Below are 21,665 nucleotides of genomic sequence, written 5' to 3'. Positions count from 1 at the left end.
CTGATCAGCCGCCGCAGCAGGCTTCTGGGGGTTCATCTCAACGACGGCTACGGCAAGCGCGATGACGGGCTGGTGGCCGGCAGCGTGCATGTCATCCAGACCATCGAACTGCTCTATGTGCTTGAAAAACTGGGCTACCGGAACGCCATCTATTTCGACACCTTTCCGGATGCCGTGGGCCTCGATCCGGTTGCCGAATGCAGCGCCAACATCAATGCAGTGGAAGGCATGCTGAATGTTGTAAAAAGGTTGCGAAATGATGCAGATTTGTTGCGTTTCATTGCCAATCAGGATGCCGTGGGCAGCCAGCGCATCATCCAGGCAGCGCTCTATGGCGACCCATGATTGAGGTTGCAGTCGTCGGAAGTTTGCATCTCGACATTGTAGTCGCGGCGCCGCGCCTGCCCGCCCGCGACGAGACCCTGATCGGCTCCGCCTGGCACACGAAATGTGGCGGCAAGGGCGGCAACCAGGCGGTGGCCGCCGCCCGCTTCGGGGCCCACACGCTGTTCGGCGGACAGACAGGCACGGATGACTTCGGCGACAGGCTTCGCGCCAACCTCGTGGCGGCGGGCGTCGACCTCACCCATGTCGGATCGGACCCTGGCCAGGGCAGCGGCATGAGCGTGGCTATCACCGAGGCTGCGGGGGAATATGGCGCAGTGGTAGTCTCGGGCGCCAATCTGACGATCGACGCTGCGGCCATCACCACGGGCTGGGCGCGGCTGTGGCAGGCGAAGCTGCTGCTCCTGCAGAACGAAGTGCCCGAGGCAGTGAACCTTGCAGCGGCCCGCGCTGCAAAGGCGGCAGGCGCGCGGATCATCTTCAACGCCGCTCCCGCCCGCGGCATGGCAGGGGAGATGCTGGACCTCACCGACGTGCTGGTGGTGAACCGCGTCGAGGCGCGGATGCTGACCGGCGAGGACGACCCGGCCCGGGCGCTGCGTGCGCTGCATGCCCCCACGCGCGATGTGGTGCTGACGCGCGGCGGCGACGGGCTGATGGCGATGGCGCGGGACGGCGCGCGGTTTGATGTTCCGGCCCTGCCGGTGAAACTGCTGTCAAGCCACGGCGCGGGCGACTGCTTCTGCGGCGCGCTGGCCGCGCGGCTTGCAAAGGGCGATGCACTGGAGGCCGCCTGCCGCTTCGCCAGCGCGGCGGCGGGATTGTTCGTCTCGACGCCGGAAGAGCGGCACGCGGAACTGGACAGCAAGACGGTGGAGACGATGCTCGGAGATTGGCCGGGCTGATCCTGGTGACAGCCAAGAAGAAGAAGCCATGGTCAAGCCATGGCATGATGAACTTTCAGACCTCATTCTTCTTTGCGGCAACGAAGAGGTTGCCATGGTCAAGCCCTGGCATGATGAACTTTCAGACCTCATTCTTCTTTGGCGGCAACAAAGAGGATGCCATGGTCAAGCCATGGCATCATGAACTTTCAGACCTCATTCTTCTTTGTCAGCAACGAAGAGGTTGCCATGATCAAGCCATGGCATGATAAACTCTCAGAGCTCATTCTTGTTTGCGGCAACAAAGAAGATGCCATGGTCAAGCCATGGCGTGATGTGCCATCGGAAAAAAAGTCCTACCGCCGGTCGAAGATCACGCCCATGGTGAACAGAAAGCAGCCGTAGGGACGGAACTCCGCAGTCCGCACCACACAGAAGCCTTTCTTTGCGGCCTCGTAGAAGGCGAAACGTTCCAGCGCCTCCATGCCGACGTCACGGCCTTCGCATTCGCGCGCGATGGCATGGACCTCCGCCTGCATGGGCAACAGCGTTTGCGGCGCGCCCACCACCTGCATGCGGCTCACCGGGCTCGGGATGAAATCATCGAGCGGCATGACCGAGAGAATGGCGCGCGTGGCCTGCGGGATGTCGAGACCCGGAAGCTCGACGAGCCTGCCGGTGCTGGTGTGGCGGGCCACGTCATGGGCCGGAAAATTGCGGTCGACCAGCACCAGCCGCTCGCCATGGCCCATCGAGGCGAGGCACCAGAGGAGATCGGGGCTCAAGGCGGCAGAAATGTTCTTCAGCATCGCGGGGTCTCCTTCAAAGTGCGCGGGCCAGCTTGCGGCCCTCATAGATCGCCATGGCGGCATTGCGCGCCGCCACGGCATCACCGATCATCGGTGCGTCCAGCGCATCGCCCAGCCCGCGCTCGGAGACATTGGTGGCGGCGATCACCAGCGTGTCAGCAGCGATGCGCTCCGGCTTGCCGCCGAACGGCTGCACTGTGGCGCCATCACCATGCCACTCGCGCAGGATCGTCTCGGTGAGCATGCGCACGCCAAGCTCGCGCAGCCGGGCGCGCAGCTGGATATCGACATTGGTGCGGGCCATCTCGGCCATCACCGCGGCAGCGCCCGTCACCAGTGTCACCTCATGCCCGGCCTCGGCGAGCGTCAGCGCCGTGCCGCCGCCCTTCCAGTTGGCGGTTTCATCCAGCACGACCACCCGCTTGCCAGGCCTCGCGCTGCGGGCCATCACCTCTTCCGCAGAAAAAACGTTGCCATGCGCGAGGCCTGGAAGCTCATCATGCTCGGGCATGGCGCGCTGGAAGCCCTTGCCATCGGGGCTTGAGCCCGTCGCCACGATCACCTCATCGGCGCCGATGGCCTTCGCCTCCTCTTCATCGAGCGGGGAGTTGAGCATGACCTTCACCTGCAGCTTCGAGAGCTGGCGCTCATACCAGTCGAGAAAATCGATGATCTGGTGGCGGCGCGGCGTAAGGCCCGCAAGGCGGAACTGGCCGCCCAGCCTGTCGGAGGCTTCGGCGAGCGTCACGCGGTGGCCGCGCTCGGCCGCCACCCGCGCGGCTTCCAGCCCCGCCACCCCACCGCCGATCACCAGCACATGTTTCGGCTTTGCGGCGGGCGTGAAGCGGTCGCCGCCCCATTCGAATTCGCGGCCGGCGCTGGGGTTGATGAGACAGGAAATCCAGTAATCACGGTAGCGGCGGCCCCAGCACATCTGGTTGCAGGAGAGGCAGGGCCGGATATCTTCCGGGCGTCCCTCCTTCGCCTTGTTGGCGAGATGCGGATCGGCGATCTGGCCGCGCACGATCGACACCATGTCGGCCTGGCCCGAGGCCACCACGTAGTTGGCATTCTCCGGCGTGCGCACATGCGCCTCGCACTGAACCCGCGCATGCTTCACAACCTGCTTCAGCGCCTCGGCATGGGGCGCGCCCAGCTTGTCAGCATAGAAGACATTGGGAATGATGCCGGTGGAATTGAAATAGCTGCCGGTGCCGCAGGTGACGTAATCCATCAGCTGGCGGGCATCATGCCAGGCGATGATTTCCTGCAGCTGTTCGATGGTCTGCGAGACAGGGCTCGACGGGTCCATGTTGACGGCCAGGCCAATGATGAAATCATCACCCGCCATCTTGCGGATACGCTCCATGATCAGGCGCGAGAAGCGCATGCGGTTTTCGAAGCTGCCGCCCCATTTGTCGTCGCGGCGGTTGTTGAAGGGCAACCAGAACTGATCGATGATCGCATTGTAGGCGGCAAACAGCTCGATGCCGTCGAAGCCTGCATCCCGGGCGCGGCGCGCCGCCTGGACGAAGCTTTCGATGATCTCCTCGATCTCGGCCTCGGTCATGGCGTGGCTGCCATCTGAATCATGGAAGGAGGGAAGCCCCGAGGGCGACCAGTTGGGCTCATAGGAATTGTCGAAGTCTCCGTGCTGGCCCACATGATAGAGCTGGTGGCAGATCACCGCGCCATGACCATGCACCGCATCGGTGATCTTGCGGAAATACGGGATGATCTCGTCGGTGGAATGCAGGAAATTGCCACGCGTCAAGACGGCGGTGCGGTGAACCGGCACCGGCTCCACCACGATCATGGCGGCGCCACCACGGGCGCGCTCCTCGTAATAGCCGCGGTGCCGCTCCCCCGGCAGGCCCTTGTCCGACATGTTGGCGGTGTGCGAGCCGAAGACGATGCGGTTCCGCAGCGTCTTGTGGCGGAGCTGCAACGGCTTGAACAGGGCGGGGAACTGGTCTGACATGGCTGATCCTCAGTCGATGGGTGCGCCGCCCTGCTCTTTCCGCCGCGCCACGAAGTCCTGCATGGCTTCGCGGATGGCGGGATCGAGCGGCGGTTCGGCATAGGCGCTGAGCGCTTCCTGCCAGATGCCGGTGGCGCGTTCGGCGGCACTCCTGCCGCCGCCTTCCGCCCATGCGCCGTAGTTCTGTGTGGTGGACACGAGCGGTCGGTAGAAGGCGGTTTCGAACGTGGAGATGGTGCGCGACGTGCCAAAGAAGTGGCCGCCGGGGCCGACCTGTGCGATCTCGTCGATGGCGAGTGTCTCGCTGTCGATGCGCACAGGCTCCATCACCTGTGCCAGGCTCTGGACAATTTCGCAGTCGAGCACGAATTTTTCATAGGACGTGCACAGCCCGCCTTCCACCCAGCCTGCGGCATGCATGAGAAGATGCGCGCCCGCGTTCATCGCGGCGAAACAGGCATTGGCGGATTCATAGCCGCTGGCGAAATCCGGAATGTTGGAGGAGCTGAAATTGGATGACCGCATGGGCATGTTGTAGCGCCGCGCCATCTGCCCGCCGATCAGGGTGCAGCGCTGCATGTCGGCAAGGCCATAGGCGGGAGCGCCCGTCTTCATGTCGACATTCATCGCCGCACAGCCATAGAGCACCGGGGCGCCCGGCCTGACCAGCTGCGACAGCACAACGCCGAACAGCACCTCGGCGCAATTGAGCGCCATGGCGCCGGCGATGGTGGCGGGCGTGGAGGCACCGGCCATGACGAAGGGGGTGAGCAGCACCGGCTGGCCGTAACGCGCCATGTCGATGACGCCTACCGTCATCGGCACATCATACTGCAGGGGCGTGTTGGTGTTGATGATGGAGAAGACGCCGGGGCTTTCGGCAAACTGCTCCAGCGTTTCACCGCGCGCCATGGCGCAAAGCGTGAGCACATCGGCGATGCGCTGGCGGCTCTGGCAGAACACGTAAGGCACCTTGTCGGTGAGGGTGAGCATGGCGAAGGCCGCGTCAAGGTGGCGGAAGCGCACCTCGATGTCGAGCGGCTCCACCGGCCAGCCGTTCATCTGCACCACATTGAAATACTGCGTGAGCCTCAGAAGCTCCGCGAGATCGGCCAGTGTGCCTGTGCGGCGGCCGCGGTTAAGATCCGTGCAGTTGGGAGGGCCGAGTACCGCGGCGGTGGCGAGATGGTTGCCGCCCATCCGCACGGCATGGGCCGGGTTGCGCGGGGTGAGCGTCACTTCGGCGGGAATGGTGCGCAGCGCTTCTTCGACAATGTCGCGGCCCAGCCGCACGCGCTGCGTGTCTTCATCGACCAGCGCTCCCGCATTGGCCAGCAGATCTCGCGCCTCCTTGAGAGCGCAGCGCACGCCGACATCGGCGAGGAGTTTCAGCGCGGCCTCGTGGATCGCTTCCACCTCGTCATCCGAAATCAGCCGCACCGGGGCCAGCGGGTTGATCAGCTGACGCCATGGCATCTGCACGATGTCGGCGGCGCGGCGGCGGCGATGACTGCGTTCGGGGCGCATGCGCGTTCAGGTGAAGCTTTTCAGGCGCTCATACAGCGCCTGTGAAATCGGAAGGCCTTCCCGCTTCAGCCGCTTCTGGTTTGCCTCACGGCGGGCATTGGGCAGCCTGGCGCCTTTCTGAGCGGTGATCGACCTGGCGAGTGCCGCCACCTGGCCGGCGAAGGCGCCGCCCGAGAATGTCTCCGGCGCGATGGCGATGAAGAACTGGCCGCAGCCGATGGGCTTTCCGTCATTCTCCATGAACGAGCCCATCTGCGGCCCGCGCAGCGCACCGGCCACCGCCGCGCACATGACTTCGACGATTAGTCCCTGGCCGAAGCCCTTGTAGCCGCCTGACGGCGCCATGGAGCCAGCAAGGCCCAGAGCGGGATCGGTGGTGGGCCTGCCCTGCACGTCGAGCGCCCAGCCCAGCGGAATGGCGCGGCCTTCGTCTGCGGCGCGCTTCACAGCCGTCCAGGCCACCGCCGAGGACGACTGGTCGACGAGCAGGGCAATGCTGCCCTTGCGCTTTCCCGGCACCGCGAAGGAGAGAGGATTGGTGCCGATGACCGGCGTTGAGCCACCCACCGGCGCGATGACCGGCGCGGAATTGGTGAAGCCGAAGGCAACGAGGCCGCGCCGCGCCAGATAGCCGGTATGGAAGCCGAGCGTCGCGGAATTGTAGGAATCATGCACCGCCATGGCGGCGATGCCGTTCTTACGGGCGGCGGGAATGAGCTTCGCAAAGCCCGCCTCGATCGCCGGATGCGCAAAGCCGCGGTTGGCGTCCACCCGGAAGGCCACAGGCGAGAGTTTCCTGATCTTCGGCTTTGCCTTGCCGTTGACCTTGCCGCTCTTCACATGCTCGCAATAATACTGCAGCCAGTAGAAGCCGTGGCCTTCGAGGCCCGAAAGCTCGGTATCGAGGATTGCCTCGGTGAAGTAGGCGGCGTTGGCGGGCGAGGTGCCGGCGCCGATCAGCGCCTCATTGATCAGCTTGCGCGCGGTGCGCGGGGAAAGCCTGATCTCCTCTTTCGGATTGTTCATTCCGCGGCCTCCACCTTGACGATGACCGGACCCATGGAGCGCAGCACATCCTCCCCCAGATGACAGCGGATCAGATGGCCTTGGCCGATGTCACGCAACGGCGGAAGCGCCGTTTCGCACAGTGTACCCGGCACCTGGTGCTTCCGCGGGCAGCGCGTCTGAAATGGGCAGCCGGAGGGCGGATTGGTGGCCGACGGGATATCGCCTTCCAGCACCACCCGGCGCTTGCTGAAGCGGGTATCGGCGATGGGAATGGCCGACAGCAGCGCCTCGGTATAGGGGTGATAGGGCGGCTCGAAGATCTGATCCGTGGTGCCGTGCTCCACCACATAGCCCAGATACATCACCACCACGCGGTCCGAGAGATAGCGCACCACCGAAAGATCGTGGCTGATGAAGACGAGCGTGGTCTTCGACTCGCGCTGGATATCCATCAGAAGCTCGGTGACGGCGGCCTGCACGGATACATCCAGCGCCGACATCGGCTCATCGGCGATCACCGCCTTGGGACGGCCCGCGAAGGCGCGGGCGACGCCGATGCGCTGCTTCTGGCCGCCGGACAGCTGGCGCGGCATGCGGTATTCGAAGGCGCGCGGCAGCTTGACGAGGTCGAGAAGCTCCAGCATGCGCTGGCGGCGTTCGGCGATGGTCTTGCCGATGCCGAATTTCTCCAGCGTGCGCATGATCTGCGAACCCACCGTATGCGACGGGTTCAGCGTATCGAACGGGTTCTGGAACACCATCTGGATCGACGCCACGGTGGCGGTGGGCCGCGCGCCGATCTCGGTCGACTGGATTTCCTCGCCGCCGAGCTTCACCTTGCCGCCGGTGGCGGTCTCGAGCCCCAGCAGCACCTTGGCGAGGGTCGACTTGCCACAGCCCGACTCGCCGACGATGGCCACCGTCTCGGCGGCGCGCGCGGTGAAGCTGATGTCTTCATTGGCCTTCACGGTGCGGCGCTCGCCGCGGCCGAAGATTTCGTTGGCGGCCACCTGATAGTGCTTCTGGAGATGGTCGATTTCGAGTACCGGCGCGCCGGGCGGCGTGGCGGCATGCGTGGCATGGCGTACGGGCGGGGCGTTCCAATCGATCTCCGCAATTCTCAGGCAGCGGCTTTCATGCCGCGCATCGCCGGACACCGCCACCATGGCAATGTCGCCCGCGTCGCAGCGGTCTTTTTCGAAATGGGCGCAGCGCGGACCGAAATTGCAGCCCGGTGGACGCTCATGCGGCAACGGCAACTGCCCCGGAATTGCGGTCAGGGGCGCGAGGTTCTTGTCGGTACCCGGCAGTGCAATCGACCGGAACAGGCCCTGCGTATAAGGGTGGCGCATGTGGCTGAACACATCGGCGATGTTGCCGGTCTCCACCGCCTCGCCGGAATACATCACCGTGATACGATCACAGGTTTCGCGGATGAGGCCCAGATTATGCGAGACGAAAATCATCGAAGTGCCGAAGCGCTGGCCGAGATCCTTGACGAGATCGACAATGCCCGCCTCGACGGTGACGTCCAGCGCGGTGGTGGGCTCATCGAGCAACAAAAGCGCCGGTTTCGACAACAGCGCCATGGCGATGACGATGCGCTGCTGCTGGCCGCCGGAGAGCTGGTGTGGATAGGCGGCCATGATGCGCTCAGGGTCAGGGAGCTTCACCGCCTTCACCATGTCGAGGGCGCGGGCGCGGGCCTCTTCCTTGGAGAGCTTCTCATGGATCATCGGCACTTCCATGAGCTGGCGCTCGATCTTCATGGCCGGGTTCAGGCTCGCCATCGGCTCCTGATAGACCATGGCGATCTTGGAGCCCCGCACGGCGCGCAATTCGGCGGGGCTCAGTTCCGCCATGTCGCGGCCGCGGAAGTTGATCGTGCCCCTGGTGATGCGGCCAATGCCAGGCAGGTCGCGCATGATGGCGAGCGCCACGGTGGACTTGCCGCAGCCCGACTCGCCTACCAGCCCCATGCATTCGCCGGGCATCACCTTCATGGAGAAGTCCATCACCGCCGGGATTTCACCCAGCTTGGTGAAGAAGGAGATGTGGAGGTTGCTGATTTCGAGAATGGGTTCGCTCATCTGCCTCAATCCCTCAAGGATTGCTCGCGCAGCGCATCGGCGAGCAGGTTGAGCCCCAGCACGAAGGACATCAGCGCGATGGCGGGCACCAGCGCTGGCCAGGCATAGAGCCTGAGGAACTGGCTGCCGTCCTTGATGGCGGTGCCCCAGTCCGGGCTTTCGGACGACATGCCGAGGCCGAAGAATCCGAGCGTGCCAAGCAGGATCGTGGTGTAGCCGATGCGCAGGCAGGTATCGACGATGAGCGGCCCGCGCGCATTGGGGAGAATTTCCCACAGCATGATGTACCAGGGCCGCTCGCCGCGGGTCAGCGCGGCGGCGATGTATTCGCGCGTCTTGATGTCCATGGTCAGGCCACGCACGATGCGGAACACGCCGGGGCTCGAGGCGAAGGCCACCGCTATGAAGATGTTGAGCTCATTGGGCTCAATGTGGACGAAACCGAACGGATCGGCGTCGAAGACCAGACCCACATAGATGTAGCCGCCGATGATCAGCGTCAGCGCCAGCAGCACCATTAGCCGGGCGGGCTGCTTGCCATAGCCCGCCAGGAACAGCATGCAGAAGAACAGGATGGGGAAGATGAAGAAGAAGCCCGCCATGACGTAAGGAACCGGCGTCTCCATGATGCCGGGTGTCACCAGCAGGTAGAACAGGAGGATGACCGGGAAGGCCAGCACCAGATTGGCCACGAAAGAAAGCACCGCATCGATGCGGCCGCCGAAGAAACCGGCGGGCAGGCCCAGAAGCGATCCCACCACCAGCGAGATGGCAGTGGCGGCGGGCGCGATGGCCAGCACGATGCGGCTGCCGTAGACCATGCGGCTGAACACATCGCGCGCCAGCTTGTCGCCGCCCAGATAAAAGGGAATGCCTGACTCAGGCTCCATGGTGCCGGGCACGGCATGCTTCATCACCACGATCTGGTCGAGCGGGCCGAAGGGCGCCACGATGCCGGCAAACAGCGCGGTGAACACCCAGAAGGCGCAGATCACGACCCCGGCCAGCCCCACGCCAGTGCCGATGACATGGCCATAGAGGCCGAGCTTCCGGCGGTATGCGAAGGACAGCCCCAGCATCACGGCGAGCGCCAGCCACACCGGCCAGAACCTGGCGATGAGACCAATCACGATGCCCGTAATGCCGACGTTTTCCATGGCGCCGCTCAACTCATCCGGATGCGCGGGTTGAGCCACGCATAGCCGATGTCGGAGATGAGCTGGGTGATCAGCACCACCGCCACCGAGACAAGACCGCAGGCCAGCAACAGGTCGATGTCATTGTTGGAGGCCGCCGACACGAGGAGGAAACCGAAGCCCTGGTAGCGGAAGATCGCCTCCACCACCACCACGCCCGAGAGCAGCCACGGGAACTGCAGCATGATGACCGTGAAGGGCGCGATCAGCGCGTTGCGCAAGGCGTGCCGCACCACCACCTGCGAAAAGCTCAAGCCCTTGAGCCTCGCGGTGCGGATATATTGCGAGGACATGACCTCGGTCATCGAAGCGCGGGTCATGCGGGCGATGTAGCCAACGCCATAGATGGCCAGCGTCATCACCGGCAGGGTGAAGTTATAGAAGGTGATGCCGTCCGATGTGGCGGTCGCGGCCGAGCCGTTCAGCCATTTCAGCCAGGTGGCAAAAACCACCGAGAAGATGATGCCCGAGACATATTCGGGCGTGGCGGTCGAGGTGATCGACAGCACCGAGAGGTAGCGGTCGAGCCGCGAACCTTCGCGCATGCCGGCCAATATGCCGATCAGGAGTGCGGCCGGCACCATGGTGAGCATCACCCAGAACATCAGGAGGCCGGTGGCCTTGACGGCTTGCGGCAGGCGGTTCTCCACCTTGGTCTTGAACGCAGTGGAGCAGCCGAAATTGCCTTGCAGGATGCCGTTGTAGGCCGGCTCGGTGGGCTCGTCGCAGAAGCGGAACCGGGCCACGGTGGCGCCGGTCTCGGGATCGACGACCGGATGCTGCTTGACCACGCCGATCCAGCGGCCGTAGCGCACGAAGAAATTGTCGCGGTAGCCGTTGCGGGTGAGCCAGTTCTCGAGGTCCTGGTCGGTGGCGCGCTGCTGGGTCTGGAAGATGGCGAGCCGCTTCAGATTGGGCTCGAGGTTGACGAAATAGAAGACGACCAGCGTCAGGCAGAACATGGTGAGCGCCATGATGCCAAGCCGCCGCGCCAGAAATTTCAGCATCGGACTGCTCCGACACTTGAACGCCGCTTCACCACGCTGCTCCTGCGGTCATTGTCACTCCCCGGACCCAGAACGGCGACAATAGACCGTTTTTATCTTCAATCGTAGGGGTTTCCGACCGTTTTCCTTCAGGCAGTTCGTGATCTTGCCGCAGCATCTTTGCTGAGGATCGCCATTTGCGACAACGACGAGGATGCCCGGATCGAGTCCGGGCATGATGAGGTCCGAGATTTCATCACCCCCGGGCTTGACCCGGGGGCCTTCTTTGCCGGGAAGAAAGAGGATGCCCGGATCGAGTCCGGGCATGATGAGCTGCTGTGAGGGACCCCGCCTAGCCACGAAAAAAAGATGCCCGGAGCAAGTCCGGGCATCGTGATGTGTTGCAAGGAGCCTTCTTTGGTTGCCGGGACGACTATTTGTCGAGCCAGACCTTTTCCATGTGAAGTTCGAATGTGGGATGCATCTCGAAGTTCTTCACATAGGCCTTCTTGTGGCGATAGAGCGACCGCCAGAACGGCTGGATGATGACGCCGGAGTCCTGCAGGATCTGCTGGATGTCCTTCATCATTTCCTTGCGCTTGCCGGCATCCGCCACGGCGAGGGCGGCGGTCAGCTTTGCGTCAAAATCAGGGTTGGAGAAGGCACTTTCGTTCCAGGCTTCGCCGGAGCGATAAGCCAGCGCCAGAACCTGCACGCCCAGGGGCCGCATGTTCCACTCGGTGGTCGACCACGGATATTTCGTCCAGTCGTTCCAGAAGGTGGAGCCCGGAATGACCGTGCGCTTCACCTTGATGCCAGCCTCGCGGCACTGCTCGGCGATGACGTCGGCCGGGTTCTTCACATATTCCTGCTCATAGGAAATGAGCTCCAGCTCCGTATCGCTCTGGCCGGCCTCGGCCATCAGGGCCTTGGCCTTGGCAACATCGCGACCGATCTTCGGCAGCTCGTAGTATTCCGGATGGATCGGGCAGACATGGTGGTTCTCGCCCGTCGTGCCGGCATTATTGTAGCCCAGCTGCAGGATCACGTTGTTGTCGCAGGCGAGCTGAAGCGCGTTGCGCACCCGCTGGTCGTCATATGGCTTGTTGCCGACATTGGTCCGGATGACGATGGTCGAGGCCGTGACCGCTTCCGACTTCTCCAGGTCCATGCCGTCAAGCAAGGTCACGGTTTCACCGGTCGTCTGGTAGTTGGCGTCGATCTCACCAGCTTCGAATGCCGCCACCATGGCGTTCTGCTGCTCGCCGTAATCGATGAATTCGATGGCGTCGAGATAAGCCTCGCCACCCCACCACGTGAAGTTCTCGCGACGCTTCACCGCGGCGCGTGAGCCCACCTGATAGTCGGTGATCTCGTAAGGGCCGGTGCCCGGTGTCTTCAGCATGTCCGGGTTCTTGTCGAAATCCCGGTGCACGATGATGCCCGGATAATCGCAGAAGCCCGGGATAATGGTGATGTCGGAAGCCGTCGTCTTGAGCTTCACCGTGTGGTCATCGACCTTGGTGATGGCACCTTCGGCCGCCTTGTTGGTCTTGGCGTCGATGAGCGAGCCGAGGCGGCCGGCCATCGAGTTGCCTTCCACCGCCTTGTCGCACCAGCGGTTGAGATTGAATACGACGTCATCGGCGGTGAAATCATCACCGTTCGACCACTTCACGCCCTTGCGCAGGTTGAGGGTGTATTCGGTGGCATCGTCGTTGACGTCCCAGCTTTCGACCAGCTGGCCGGTGAAGGTGCCGTCGCGGTTGTAGCGCACGAGGTATTCATTGCACTGGCGCGAGACATTGGCCATTTCCGACCAGTCCCAGATGCGCGGATCCTTCATCTCCTTGATGATCATCTGCATCTTGAGCGTGCCGCCCTTCTTGCCCTCTTCGGCGCGGGCCGGGGTATAGCTGAGACCGATCATGCCGTAGGCGGTGGCCGCCGACGCGCCGAAGGCCGATGCCATGGCCAGGAATTCACGGCGACTGAAGCGGCCGGCCCTGGTTTCCTGCGCAAGCGAGTCAAACACCGCCGGCATCGGATTTCCGTTCTTCTTGAAAAACTTCATTTTCAACCTCCTGGTTTTTTGCTGCACCCGTTGGCTCGGGCCTTGTTGGTTCGATTGGTCTGCCTCGCTCGCCATTCTTCTACCGTTACGCAGTCATGGCAAGGGCCGACTGCGTGAACGGTTTTCACCCCTCCGTCTTCGCAGTTGCGAGAGGATGCTGGACTTCCCACGGCTTCACCCAGTCACCGGCAACCCTCAGGTCGATCCCGGCATCGTCCTCGATCAGCTTGCAGACGGTCATTTCGCCTGCCCCGGGCCCGTAACGTTCACCGGCCTCCCGGAACCGCGCGTGGGTGGCGGCGGTGAGCTCGTTGCGGGTACCGGTTTCGTCCATCAACTCCTTGATCAGCAACAAATCCTTGAGGCAGAGCGCGATGGGAAAGGACGGGTCATAATGGCCGGCGAAGATCGACGGCACGTCATGGCTCATGACGAAGCTGTCGGCGGCCCCGCCCTTCATCACGTTCCACCAGGTGAGCGGGTCGAGGCCGGCCAGTCTCGCGGTGACCATCGCCTCGCCGATGGCGGCGGCATGGATCTTCCAGAGCTGGTTGTTGACGAGCTTGGCGACATAGCCATTGCCATAGCGCCCCACCTTGCGCAGCTGGCCCATCGCCTCAATCACCGGGCGCACGTGCTCGATATCGGCGTCTTCGCCGCCCACGAACATCGGCATGTCGCCGCGGATCGCCGCATCGACGGAGCCCGTCACCGGGGCATCGACGGCATGGCCGCCCCTGGCTCCGAACTCGGCTGCAAGAGCGCGCATCAGTTTCGGGCTCGAGGTGGTCATGTCGATCCAGTACTTTCCCGCGCAACCTGCCGACAGAAAACCGTCCGGCCCGCGCACCACCTGCTCCACCTCTTTCGGCCCGAACACCATGGTGACGGTGACATCGGCGCGGGTCAGCACGTCGGCGGGGCTTGCACCAGCAGTGACACCCGGCTCAAGCTGGGCGGCAACGGCCTGCGGGCGGATGTCATAAACAACAATGTCGAAGCCCGCGCGGCGCACATTGCGGGCGGCATTCGCGCCCATCGTTCCAAGCCCGATAAATCCGACGATCATGGGTTGCCTCCAGAGCGACGGATGCTGCAGGCACGTAATCGCTGCCACAAGCAAATTGTCGTTATGGGCGGCATAAGCTAAGCTTAAGGCCATGGATCTTGAACTGCGCCTGCTGCGGAGCTTTGCCGCGATCTACGAAGAGGGCACGCTGTCGCGGGCGGCGGACCGGATGCACTGCACCCAGGCGGCGATGAGCATGCGCCTGAAGCTGATCGAGACCGAACTCTGCGAAACCCTGTTCCAGCGGCGTCATCACCGGCTGGAGCCGACCACGAAGGCAGCGGAGCTCTATGCCCGCGCCGTGGGCGTGCTTGCCGCGTATGACGAGATGATCTCCGCCACCCGTAGCCAGAAGTCCCGGGAAAAACTACGCCTTGGGGTGCCGGACGACTATGCACTGGGCATCCTGCCACGCGCACTTGCGAGGCTGGGCCCGGACAATGGTTACGACATCGAGATCGTGTGTGACCTGAGCGCAAATCTGGCGGCGGCCTGGCAGCACCAGCAACTCGACCTTGCGCTAGTGACACTCGCGGCGCGGCCCGCCGACAGCCTGTTCGAGACGGAACTACCCCTGCGCTGGGTTTTTTCCGCCGCATGCCCGCCCGTCCCGGGAGCCGCAGTGCCACTCGCCGCCTATCCGGAAGGCTGTGTTTTCCGAAAAGCCATGATCGCCGGGCTCGAACGGGCCCGCAAGCCGTGGCACGTGCAGGTGCAGAGCCGAACCCATGCCGGCATTCTGGCAGCGGTGCGGTCTGGCCTGGCAGTGACCTCGATGGCAGCAGGAACCTCCCCGGAGGGGCTGTGCGAAATCGAGGCCAGCGCCGACCTGCCCCAGTTGCCCCGCGTGCCGGTGTCTCTGATCGGCAGGCCCGGGTCGCAGATGGCAAAGCTGCTGCTCGACGAACTGGCCAGCATGGCCGGCACGAACGTCGTTCCGCTCCGAGCCTGACATCACCACCTTTCCAGCAACGGACACATCATGCCGCGCATCACCCGACTCGAGACCTTCCACAATGAATTCGTCGGCTTCGTGCGGGTGACAGCGGAGGACGGGGCCACCGGCTGGGGCCAGATCTCGACTTACAACGCTGACATTACCGTACAGGTCTTTCACCGCCAGGTGGCGCCCTGGGCGCTCGGTGCCGACAGCGACGATATTGCAGGCCTGGTGCGCCTGATCGAACGCCGCGAACACAAGTTTCCCGGAAGCTACCGCTGCCGCGCGCTGGCCGGCCTCGACACCGCGCTGTGGGACCTGGCCGGCAAGCGGCAGGGCAAACCAGTGGCCGCACTGCTGGGCGGCAGGACGGGGCCGGTCCGCGCCTATGCCAGTTCGATGAAGCGGGACATCACCCCGGAACAGGAGGCCGAGCGCCTCAAGCGGCTGTGCGCCGAACAGGGCTTCACCGCAGCCAAGTGGCGTGTTGGCGCGGAATGCGGCGAGGACGTCGACGAATGGCCGGGCCGCACCGAGGCGATCATCCCCTTCGTAGCGAAGGCTTTGGGCGATGGCATCGACAAGCTGGTCGATGCCAATTCCGGTTTCTCGGTGGAGCGCGCAATCGCCGTAGGACGCATGCTGGAGGACAATGGAATTGGCCATTTCGAGGAACCCGTGCCCTATTGGGAACTCGAGGCGACGAAAGCCGTGAGCGATGCGCTGACCGTCGACGTGGCGGGCGGCGAGCAGGACTGGGACATGGCGACATGGAAACGCATGATCGCGATCCATGCCGTCGACATCGTGCAGCCTGACGTGATGTACATGGGTGGCATGTGCCGCACCCTCGAGGTGGCGAAGCTTGCACAGGCGGCGGGCATGCCCTGCACCCCGCATGCGGCCAATCTCTCGCTGGTGACGATGTGCACCATGCATCTGCTGGCGGCCATTCCAAATGCCGGAAAATATCTCGAACTGTCGATCGAGGGCGACGACTACTATCCGTGGCAGCGCGGCCTGTTCGTGGGCGAGCCCTATGCGGTGAGAGATGGCTGCGTTGAGGTTGTCGACACACCGGGCTGGGGGGTTGAGGTCAACCCCGCCTGGCTCGAGACGGCCAGCTACCGGGAGAGTTCACTCGAGAAATGGGCGCCCAGCGCCTATGCGGCACTCTACCTGAAAAGCGCCCTGCCATGAGGCCCGGACCGGCTGCGGAAAACCCACAGATTCTTTTTTGACCAAACGGTACAGGCTGTTACTGTCCTCCCGGTTCGACGTCCCGCCAAAGACTGGGACGAGGAGGCGCGCATGCTCGACTTGCTGGTGAAGTCCGGAAGACTGGTGGGCAGCCGTCAGCCTGTGGACATCGCCGTCAAGGATGGCCGCATCGCCGACATCGCCCCTGTCATTGACGCCGCAGCCCGGCGGGTGCTCGATGCAGGTGGCTGCCTCGTCTCACCGCCTTTCGTCGACCCCCACTTCCACATGGACGCCACGCTGAGCCTGGGCCTGCCACGGCTCAACCGGTCCGGTACCCTGCTTGAAGGCATTGCCCTGTGGGGCGAACTGAAGCCGCTGCTCACGGTTGAAGCCGTCATGGAACGGGCCCTGCGCTATTGCGACCTGGCGGTGGCCCAGGGGCTGCTTGCGATCCGGTCCCATGTCGATGTCTGTGACGACCGGCTGACGGCGACCCACGCCCTGATCGAAGTGCGAAAGCGGGTGGCGCCGTACATCGACCTGCAACTGGTTGCCTTCCCGCAGGACGGGCTCTACCGCAGCCCCGACGCCGAGGCCAACCTGCTGCGCGCCCTTGACCTTGGGCTTGACGTGGTGGGCGGTATTCCGCATTTCGAGCGCACCATGGAAGATGGCGCGCGCTCGGTGCGCCGGCTGTGCGAGATCGCGGCGGACCGCGGGCTTCCCATCGACCTGCACTGCGATGAAAGCGACGATCCGATGTCGCGCCACGTCGAGACGCTGGCGGCGGAGGCCATCCGCTGCGGATTGCGCGAGCGTGCGGTTGGCTCGCACTGCACCTCGATGCATTCAGTCGACAATTACTATGCCTCAAAGCTGATTCCGCTGATCGCCGAGTCGGGCATCCACGTCATTCCCAATCCGCTGATCAACATCACGCTGCAGGGCCGCTCCGACACCTACCCCCGCCGCCGCGGCCTCACCCGCGTGGCGGAGCTGCGCGCGGCAGGCGTGAATGTGGCCTTCGGCCAGGACTGCACCATGGACCCATGGTACTCGCTGGGCTCAGCCGACATGCTGGAGGTTGCGCATATGGGGGTGCATGCCGTGCCCATGACCTCACGCGAGGCGATGGCCTGGGCCTTCGATTCCGTGACGCAAAACGGCGCGAGGGCCATGGGCCTTCCCGATCCGACCCTCCGCAAGGGCGGACCGGCCAGCATGGTGATCCTGCAGGCGCGCGACCCCATCGAGGCCGTGCGGCTGAAGGCAACCCGGCTGGCAGTGATCCGCAACGGCAAGGTGCTGGCGGAAACACCAGCCCGCCGTGCAACGCTATCACTGGAGGGCAGACCCGCCAGTGTCGACCCCGCAGCCTACGCTCCCGCTGCGGAAGACTGACATCAACCCAGGAAAGGAAAGAAAAATGCCGATCGTGACTTCACGCCGTCAACTTCTGGCCGGAGCAGCCGCCAGCCTCGCGCTGCCAGCCTTCGCCCGGACTGCACTTGCCGCCGGCCCGATCAAGGTTGCCGCCATCCACGCCTCGCCGGTCGAGAATGCCTGGAATTCCCGCATTCACGCGGCCATGCAGTCCGCTGCGGCCGACGGCCTCATCGAATACAAATTCTCGGAGGGTGTTTCCGCCACCGACTATCCGCGCGCCATGCGCGAATACGCCGAGAGCGGCTCGCAGCTGATCTGGGGCGAGAGCTACGCCGTGGAGAACGAGGCGCGGGCCGTTGCCGCAGACTATCCGCAGACCGCCTTCCTGATGGGATCCTCGGGCGGTCCCTCGGGCGATAACTTCGGCGTGTTCGGCACCCGCAACCATGAAGCGGCCTATCTTGCCGGCATGCTGGCCGGCAAGATGTCGAAGAGCAACGTGTTCGGTTCGGTCGGCGGCTATCCGATTCCGGAAGTCAACCTGCTGATCAATGCCTTCCGCATGGGCGTGAAGGAAGTCAATCCGGATGCCAAGTTCCTGATCGGCTTCATCGGCGCATGGTTCGACCCTGCCAAGGCCAAGGAAGCCGCGGTGGCCCAGATCGATGCCGGCGCCGACATCCTGTTCGGCGAGCGCATCGGCACCGCCGATGGCGCGAAGGAACGGGGCGCCAAGGCAATTGGCTCTCTCATCGACTATTCGCCACGCTATCCCGGTACGGTGTTCGCCAACGCCATCTGGAACTTCCGGCCAACGGTCGACGCCATCGTCGCCGACGTTGCAGCCGGCAAGCCGGTGGGTCGCGACTACACCGAATATTCCTTCATGAAGTATGGCGGCAACGACATCATCTTCGTGGCAAACGAAGTGCCCGCTGACGCGGTTCCGGCGATGGAAGCCAAGCGGGCGGCGATTGCTGCCGGCTCCTTCCAGGTGCCGATCGACGAAAAGGAACCCGGCTGACCGAGGCGTGAAGGACGCGCTCTCGCTCGCTGCCAGCATCACCTCCGGCCGGACCACCGCGCCGGAGGTGATGGCTGCCGCCCTGCAGGCAGCAGTTGACAGAGGCGGGCTGGGCGCGACCGTGCTCGTCGATCCAGAACGCGCCATGGCGGATGCGCGGCGGACCCACCACGGGCCGTTCGCAGGGGTGCCGTTTCTCGGAAAGGATCTGGGCTCCGGTTCGGGGGCCTTCCCGCCAGCTGCCGGCGTGGCCGCGCTGCGGAGCAAAGCCCGGTCGGGAGGCCCTGACAGCGAGTTGTTCTCGCGTTTTTTCGAGTCCGGACTGGTGCAGTTCGGCCTCACCACAGTTCCGCCCTTCGGACTTGCGCTGACCTCCGATCCGGCCCGCAACCCGCATGATCCGGCGCTTTCGCCCGGCGGCTCTTCAGGGGGCGCTGCAGCAGCGGTGGCCGCGGGCATCGTTGCGATTGCCCATGCCACCGACGCGGCCGGATCGATCCGCGTGCCGGCGGCATGCTGCGGACTGTTCGGCCTGAAACCTTCGCGCGATGCCATTCCAGGCGGCCCCCATTTCGGCAATCACCTGATGGGCCTGGCAGGCGAACTGGTGCTGGCCCGCTCACTGCGCGACATCCGGCAGGCATTTCTCAGCACGAACTCAGGCGGCCCGGCCGCAGGCCTTGCATCACCGGTTCGCATCGCCCTCACGATCCCGGAGCGCTGCCGCGGACCGCAGGCGCACGCAGCCAGCGCGGCAGCGCTTGTGCTTCAGCGGCTTGGGTGCAGCGTTGAGACCCGTCCTGCGCCGGACGAACTTGGCACGCGTGCAATGCACGTGGCGGGCATCATTCTGGCGGCCTCGCTCGCGGAATGGCTGGACGGCCTCGCGCTTCCAGACCCGGACATCCCGCCATTCGCGGCTGCCGTCGCCGCCCATGGCCGCAGCATGACGGCAGCCACACTGTTTGCCGCCAGCCGCGAGATGGCCGTCATCACGTCCGAGCTGTGGCACGCATTCGAGGCCTTCGACGTGATCCTGTCGCCAGTGCTGGCAGATGGGCCGCCGCCAGTCGGCGTGTTTGACTTCAATGCAACATCGATTGATGCCCACCTCGCGCAGATGCAGGCGATCGCACCCAATGCAGCGCTGGCAAATGTCGCAGGCGCTGCCGCGCTGGCCATACCGCACGGCATGGATGACAGGAGGGTGCCAGTCGGCATTCAGCTCATGAGCCGCTGCGGCACCGACCTTGCGCTGCTCGAGCTTGCAGCGCAGCTGGTGGAAGCCCTGCCGGACCCCAGCTTTCCGTTCCCGATCGCAGGCCATCCATGAGCAGCACGGTCCTGGAGCTTTCCGGCATCAGCAAGCGTTTCGGCGCGCTCGTTGCAAATGACGACATCAGCTTTTCCCTGAAGCGCGGCGAGATCCTGGCCCTGCTCGGGGAAAACGGTGCAGGCAAGACCACGCTGATGAACATCATCTTCGGACATTACACTGCGGATGCGGGCGAGGTGCGCGTCGATGGCAAGCCACTGCCACCCGGGCAACCGCGCGCTGCCATTGCCGCCGGGGTGGGCATGGTGCACCAGCATTTCACGCTGGCGGGGAACCTGAGTGTCCTAGAGAACATCATCATCGGCTCGGAACCCATGCTCCGGATCGACAGCCATCGCCGCGAGGCGGACGCAAAGATCCGGCGTCTTTCACAGACATTCGGACTGCCTGTCGAACCCGCGGCACGGGTGGGCGACCTCTCGGTCGGCGAACGCCAGCGTGTCGAGATCCTCAAGGCGCTCTATCGCGACTCGCGCATTCTCATCCTGGACGAGCCAACCGCCGTGCTGGCACGCCCGGAAGCAGAGCAACTGTACAAGACGCTTCAGGGCATGACGGCCAACGGACTTTCCATCATCTTCATCAGCCACAAGCTGCATGAGGTGATGGCAGCATCCGACCGTGTGGTGGTGCTGCGCGGCGGACGGATGGCTGCCGAGCGCAGTACCCGCAACACCACCGCGGCCGAGCTTGCCGAACTGATGGTTGGCCGCAGCGTGAAGCGGCCAATCCGCGAGCCGCACGCCAGCGGCAGGCCAGTCATGGTGGCGCAGGCCCTCAGCGTGAGCGAGGCACATGGCAGCGGGCTCGATTGCGTCGACTTCGAAGTGCGCGAAGGCGAGATCCTTGGCATCGTGGGGGTCTCGGGCAATGGTCAGGCCGCCCTCGGCCGGCTGCTTTCCGGCGTCCGCCATGCCAGCGCCGGGCGGCTCAGCTTCAATGGCGAGGACATCACGCGGCTTGCACCGCGCGGACTGATCCGGCGCGGCGTTGGCCGCATTCCCGAAGACCGCCACGCGGAGGGCGCGATTGGCGAACTCGCCGTGTGGGAAAACGCGGTGCTGGAACGACTCGATTCACCAGCCTTCTCACGCTGGGGTTTCATCCGCCGCGGCGCGGCGCGGAGATTTGCAGCAGAGCTGATCAGCCGCTTCGACATTCGCGGCGCCACACCCACGACACGCACGCGCCAGCTATCGGGCGGCAACATGCAGAAACTGATCCTGGGGCGGAACCTGGCCAACGCGCCGCGTTTCGTCATCGCCAACCAGCCGACGCGGGGCCTCGACGAGGGGGCCATCGCCGCAGTGCACGCAGAGCTTCTCGCGGCGCGATCCACAGGGGCGGCGATCCTTCTCATTTCGGAAGATCTCGACGAGGCCGTGGCCCTGTCAGACCGCATTCAGGCGATCGTCAAGGGCCGGCTGTCGCACCCGGTGACTGCCGGAACGGCAGACGCCCGCACCCTCGGCCTGATGATGGCCGGTGTCTGGGAGGACAGCCATGCAGTTTGAACGCCGCGCCGATGTCTCCCTGCCCATGCTGATCGCCGCGCCGTTTGCGGCGATTGTGGTCGCACTCCTGCTGTGCGCGGGCCTGATCCTGGCTGCGGGCGTGAGCCCGGTCACGGCCTACAGCGAAATGCTGAAGGGAGCGCTTGGCTCGCGGTTGTCGATCACCGAGACGCTGACACGCGCGATCCCCCTCATCTTCACCGGTCTTGCCGCGGCAGTCGCCTTCCGGGCGCGGGTCTGGAACATCGGCGGCGAGGGCCAGTTCTATGTGGGTGCGCTGGTGACTGCAGGGC

18 protein-coding genes and 2 pseudogenes are annotated in these 21,665 nt (G+C 64.4%); 10 read left to right on the top strand and 10 right to left on the bottom strand.

Annotation, left to right across the window (positions count from 1 at the left end; genetic code table 11):
* The 3 genes and pseudogenes from ACILRN_RS05840 to ACILRN_RS05830 form a co-directional block, all read left to right on the top strand.
* Window positions 1-345: pseudogene (locus ACILRN_RS05840) on the top strand (hypothetical protein); the annotation flags it as partial.
* The gene (locus ACILRN_RS05835; protein ID WP_395686429.1) at window positions 342-1,250 is read left to right on the top strand and encodes a ribokinase; all 909 of its coding nucleotides are present in this window, start codon (window positions 342-344) and stop codon (window positions 1,248-1,250) included. The pseudogene ACILRN_RS05840 and the gene ACILRN_RS05835, both read left to right, overlap by 4 nt.
* Window positions 1,238-1,498, top strand: a complete 261-nt coding sequence (locus ACILRN_RS05830) for a hypothetical protein (protein WP_395686431.1) — start codon at window positions 1,238-1,240, stop codon at window positions 1,496-1,498. Before ACILRN_RS05835 ends, ACILRN_RS05830 begins: the two co-directional genes overlap by 13 nt.
* A gap of 87 nt (window positions 1,499-1,585) precedes the next feature.
* Here the strand turns inward: ACILRN_RS05830 and ACILRN_RS05825 are convergent, their stop codons facing one another.
* From ACILRN_RS05825 to ACILRN_RS05780, 10 genes are all read right to left on the bottom strand, one after another.
* Entirely contained in the window at window positions 1,586-2,038 is a 453-nt protein-coding gene (locus tag ACILRN_RS05825; protein ID WP_395686427.1) for an RbsD/FucU family protein, read from the bottom strand.
* Between the two features lie 13 nt (window positions 2,039-2,051).
* The gene (locus tag ACILRN_RS05820) at window positions 2,052-4,019 is read right to left on the bottom strand and encodes an FAD-dependent oxidoreductase (RefSeq protein ID WP_395686426.1); all 1,968 of its coding nucleotides are present in this window, start codon (window positions 4,017-4,019) and stop codon (window positions 2,052-2,054) included.
* Between the two features lie 9 nt (window positions 4,020-4,028).
* Window positions 4,029-5,546 carry a trimethylamine methyltransferase family protein gene (locus ACILRN_RS05815; RefSeq protein ID WP_395686424.1) on the bottom strand — a complete coding sequence of 506 codons (1,518 nt, stop codon included), beginning with the start codon at window positions 5,544-5,546 and terminating at the stop codon, window positions 4,029-4,031.
* 6 nt (window positions 5,547-5,552) lie between these two features.
* Window positions 5,553-6,572 (bottom strand): Ldh family oxidoreductase, encoded by a 1,020-nt coding sequence (locus tag ACILRN_RS05810; protein WP_395686422.1) that lies wholly within the window; start codon window positions 6,570-6,572, stop codon window positions 5,553-5,555.
* Window positions 6,569-8,644: a dipeptide ABC transporter ATP-binding protein gene (locus ACILRN_RS05805; protein ID WP_395686421.1), complete on the bottom strand. Its 2,076-nt coding sequence runs from the start codon at window positions 8,642-8,644 to the stop codon at window positions 6,569-6,571. The genes ACILRN_RS05810 and ACILRN_RS05805 overlap by 4 nt, the downstream gene beginning before the upstream one ends.
* A 5-nt stretch (window positions 8,645-8,649) precedes the next feature.
* Entirely contained in the window at window positions 8,650-9,801 is a 1,152-nt protein-coding gene (locus tag ACILRN_RS05800) for an ABC transporter permease (RefSeq protein WP_395686419.1), read from the bottom strand.
* An 8-nt stretch (window positions 9,802-9,809) separates the two neighbouring features.
* The gene (locus ACILRN_RS05795) at window positions 9,810-10,847 is read right to left on the bottom strand and encodes an ABC transporter permease (RefSeq protein WP_395686417.1); all 1,038 of its coding nucleotides are present in this window, start codon (window positions 10,845-10,847) and stop codon (window positions 9,810-9,812) included.
* A 54-nt stretch (window positions 10,848-10,901) separates the two neighbouring features.
* A complete protein-coding gene (locus ACILRN_RS05790) occupies window positions 10,902-11,153 on the bottom strand; it encodes a hypothetical protein (RefSeq protein ID WP_395686415.1) in 252 nt (83 codons plus the stop codon).
* Between the two features lie 106 nt (window positions 11,154-11,259).
* On the bottom strand, window positions 11,260-12,900 hold the full coding sequence (locus tag ACILRN_RS05785) for an ABC transporter substrate-binding protein (RefSeq protein ID WP_395686413.1): 1,641 nt from the start codon (window positions 12,898-12,900) through the stop codon (window positions 11,260-11,262).
* A gap of 124 nt (window positions 12,901-13,024) precedes the next feature.
* Complete coding sequence (locus ACILRN_RS05780) at window positions 13,025-13,969, bottom strand: NAD(P)-dependent oxidoreductase (RefSeq protein WP_395686411.1); 945 nt, start codon at window positions 13,967-13,969, stop codon at window positions 13,025-13,027.
* Window positions 13,970-14,060: 91 nt separating this feature from the next.
* Here ACILRN_RS05780 and ACILRN_RS05775 point away from each other — a divergent pair, with 91 nt between their 5' ends.
* From ACILRN_RS05775 to ACILRN_RS05745, 7 genes and pseudogenes are all read left to right on the top strand, one after another.
* Window positions 14,061-14,921 carry a LysR family transcriptional regulator gene (locus tag ACILRN_RS05775; protein WP_395686409.1) on the top strand — a complete coding sequence of 287 codons (861 nt, stop codon included), beginning with the start codon at window positions 14,061-14,063 and terminating at the stop codon, window positions 14,919-14,921.
* A gap of 30 nt (window positions 14,922-14,951) precedes the next feature.
* Window positions 14,952-16,109, top strand: a complete 1,158-nt coding sequence (locus ACILRN_RS05770; RefSeq protein WP_395686407.1) for a mandelate racemase/muconate lactonizing enzyme family protein — start codon at window positions 14,952-14,954, stop codon at window positions 16,107-16,109.
* 111 nt (window positions 16,110-16,220) lie between these two features.
* Entirely contained in the window at window positions 16,221-17,513 is a 1,293-nt protein-coding gene (locus ACILRN_RS05765; protein ID WP_395686405.1) for an amidohydrolase family protein, read from the top strand.
* 25 nt (window positions 17,514-17,538) lie between these two features.
* Window positions 17,539-18,522 carry a BMP family protein gene (locus ACILRN_RS05760; protein ID WP_395686403.1) on the top strand — a complete coding sequence of 328 codons (984 nt, stop codon included), beginning with the start codon at window positions 17,539-17,541 and terminating at the stop codon, window positions 18,520-18,522.
* A 7-nt stretch (window positions 18,523-18,529) separates the two neighbouring features.
* Window positions 18,530-19,855, top strand: coding sequence for an amidase family protein (locus tag ACILRN_RS05755; protein WP_395686402.1), 1,326 nt, complete (start codon window positions 18,530-18,532; stop codon window positions 19,853-19,855).
* Window positions 19,852-21,372, top strand: coding sequence for an ABC transporter ATP-binding protein (locus ACILRN_RS05750; protein ID WP_395686400.1), 1,521 nt, complete (start codon window positions 19,852-19,854; stop codon window positions 21,370-21,372). The genes ACILRN_RS05755 and ACILRN_RS05750 overlap by 4 nt, the downstream gene beginning before the upstream one ends.
* Window positions 21,362-21,665 (top strand): annotated as a pseudogene (locus ACILRN_RS05745) (ABC transporter permease); the annotation flags it as partial. The gene ACILRN_RS05750 and the pseudogene ACILRN_RS05745, both read left to right, overlap by 11 nt.

The organism is Aestuariivirga sp. (assembly GCF_044238155.1).
Taxonomy (GTDB): domain Bacteria; phylum Pseudomonadota; class Alphaproteobacteria; order Rhizobiales; family Aestuariivirgaceae; genus Aestuariivirga.
The sequence above is the reverse complement of the archived record's forward strand: the minus strand, read 5'-3'. Positions and strand labels throughout refer to the sequence as shown.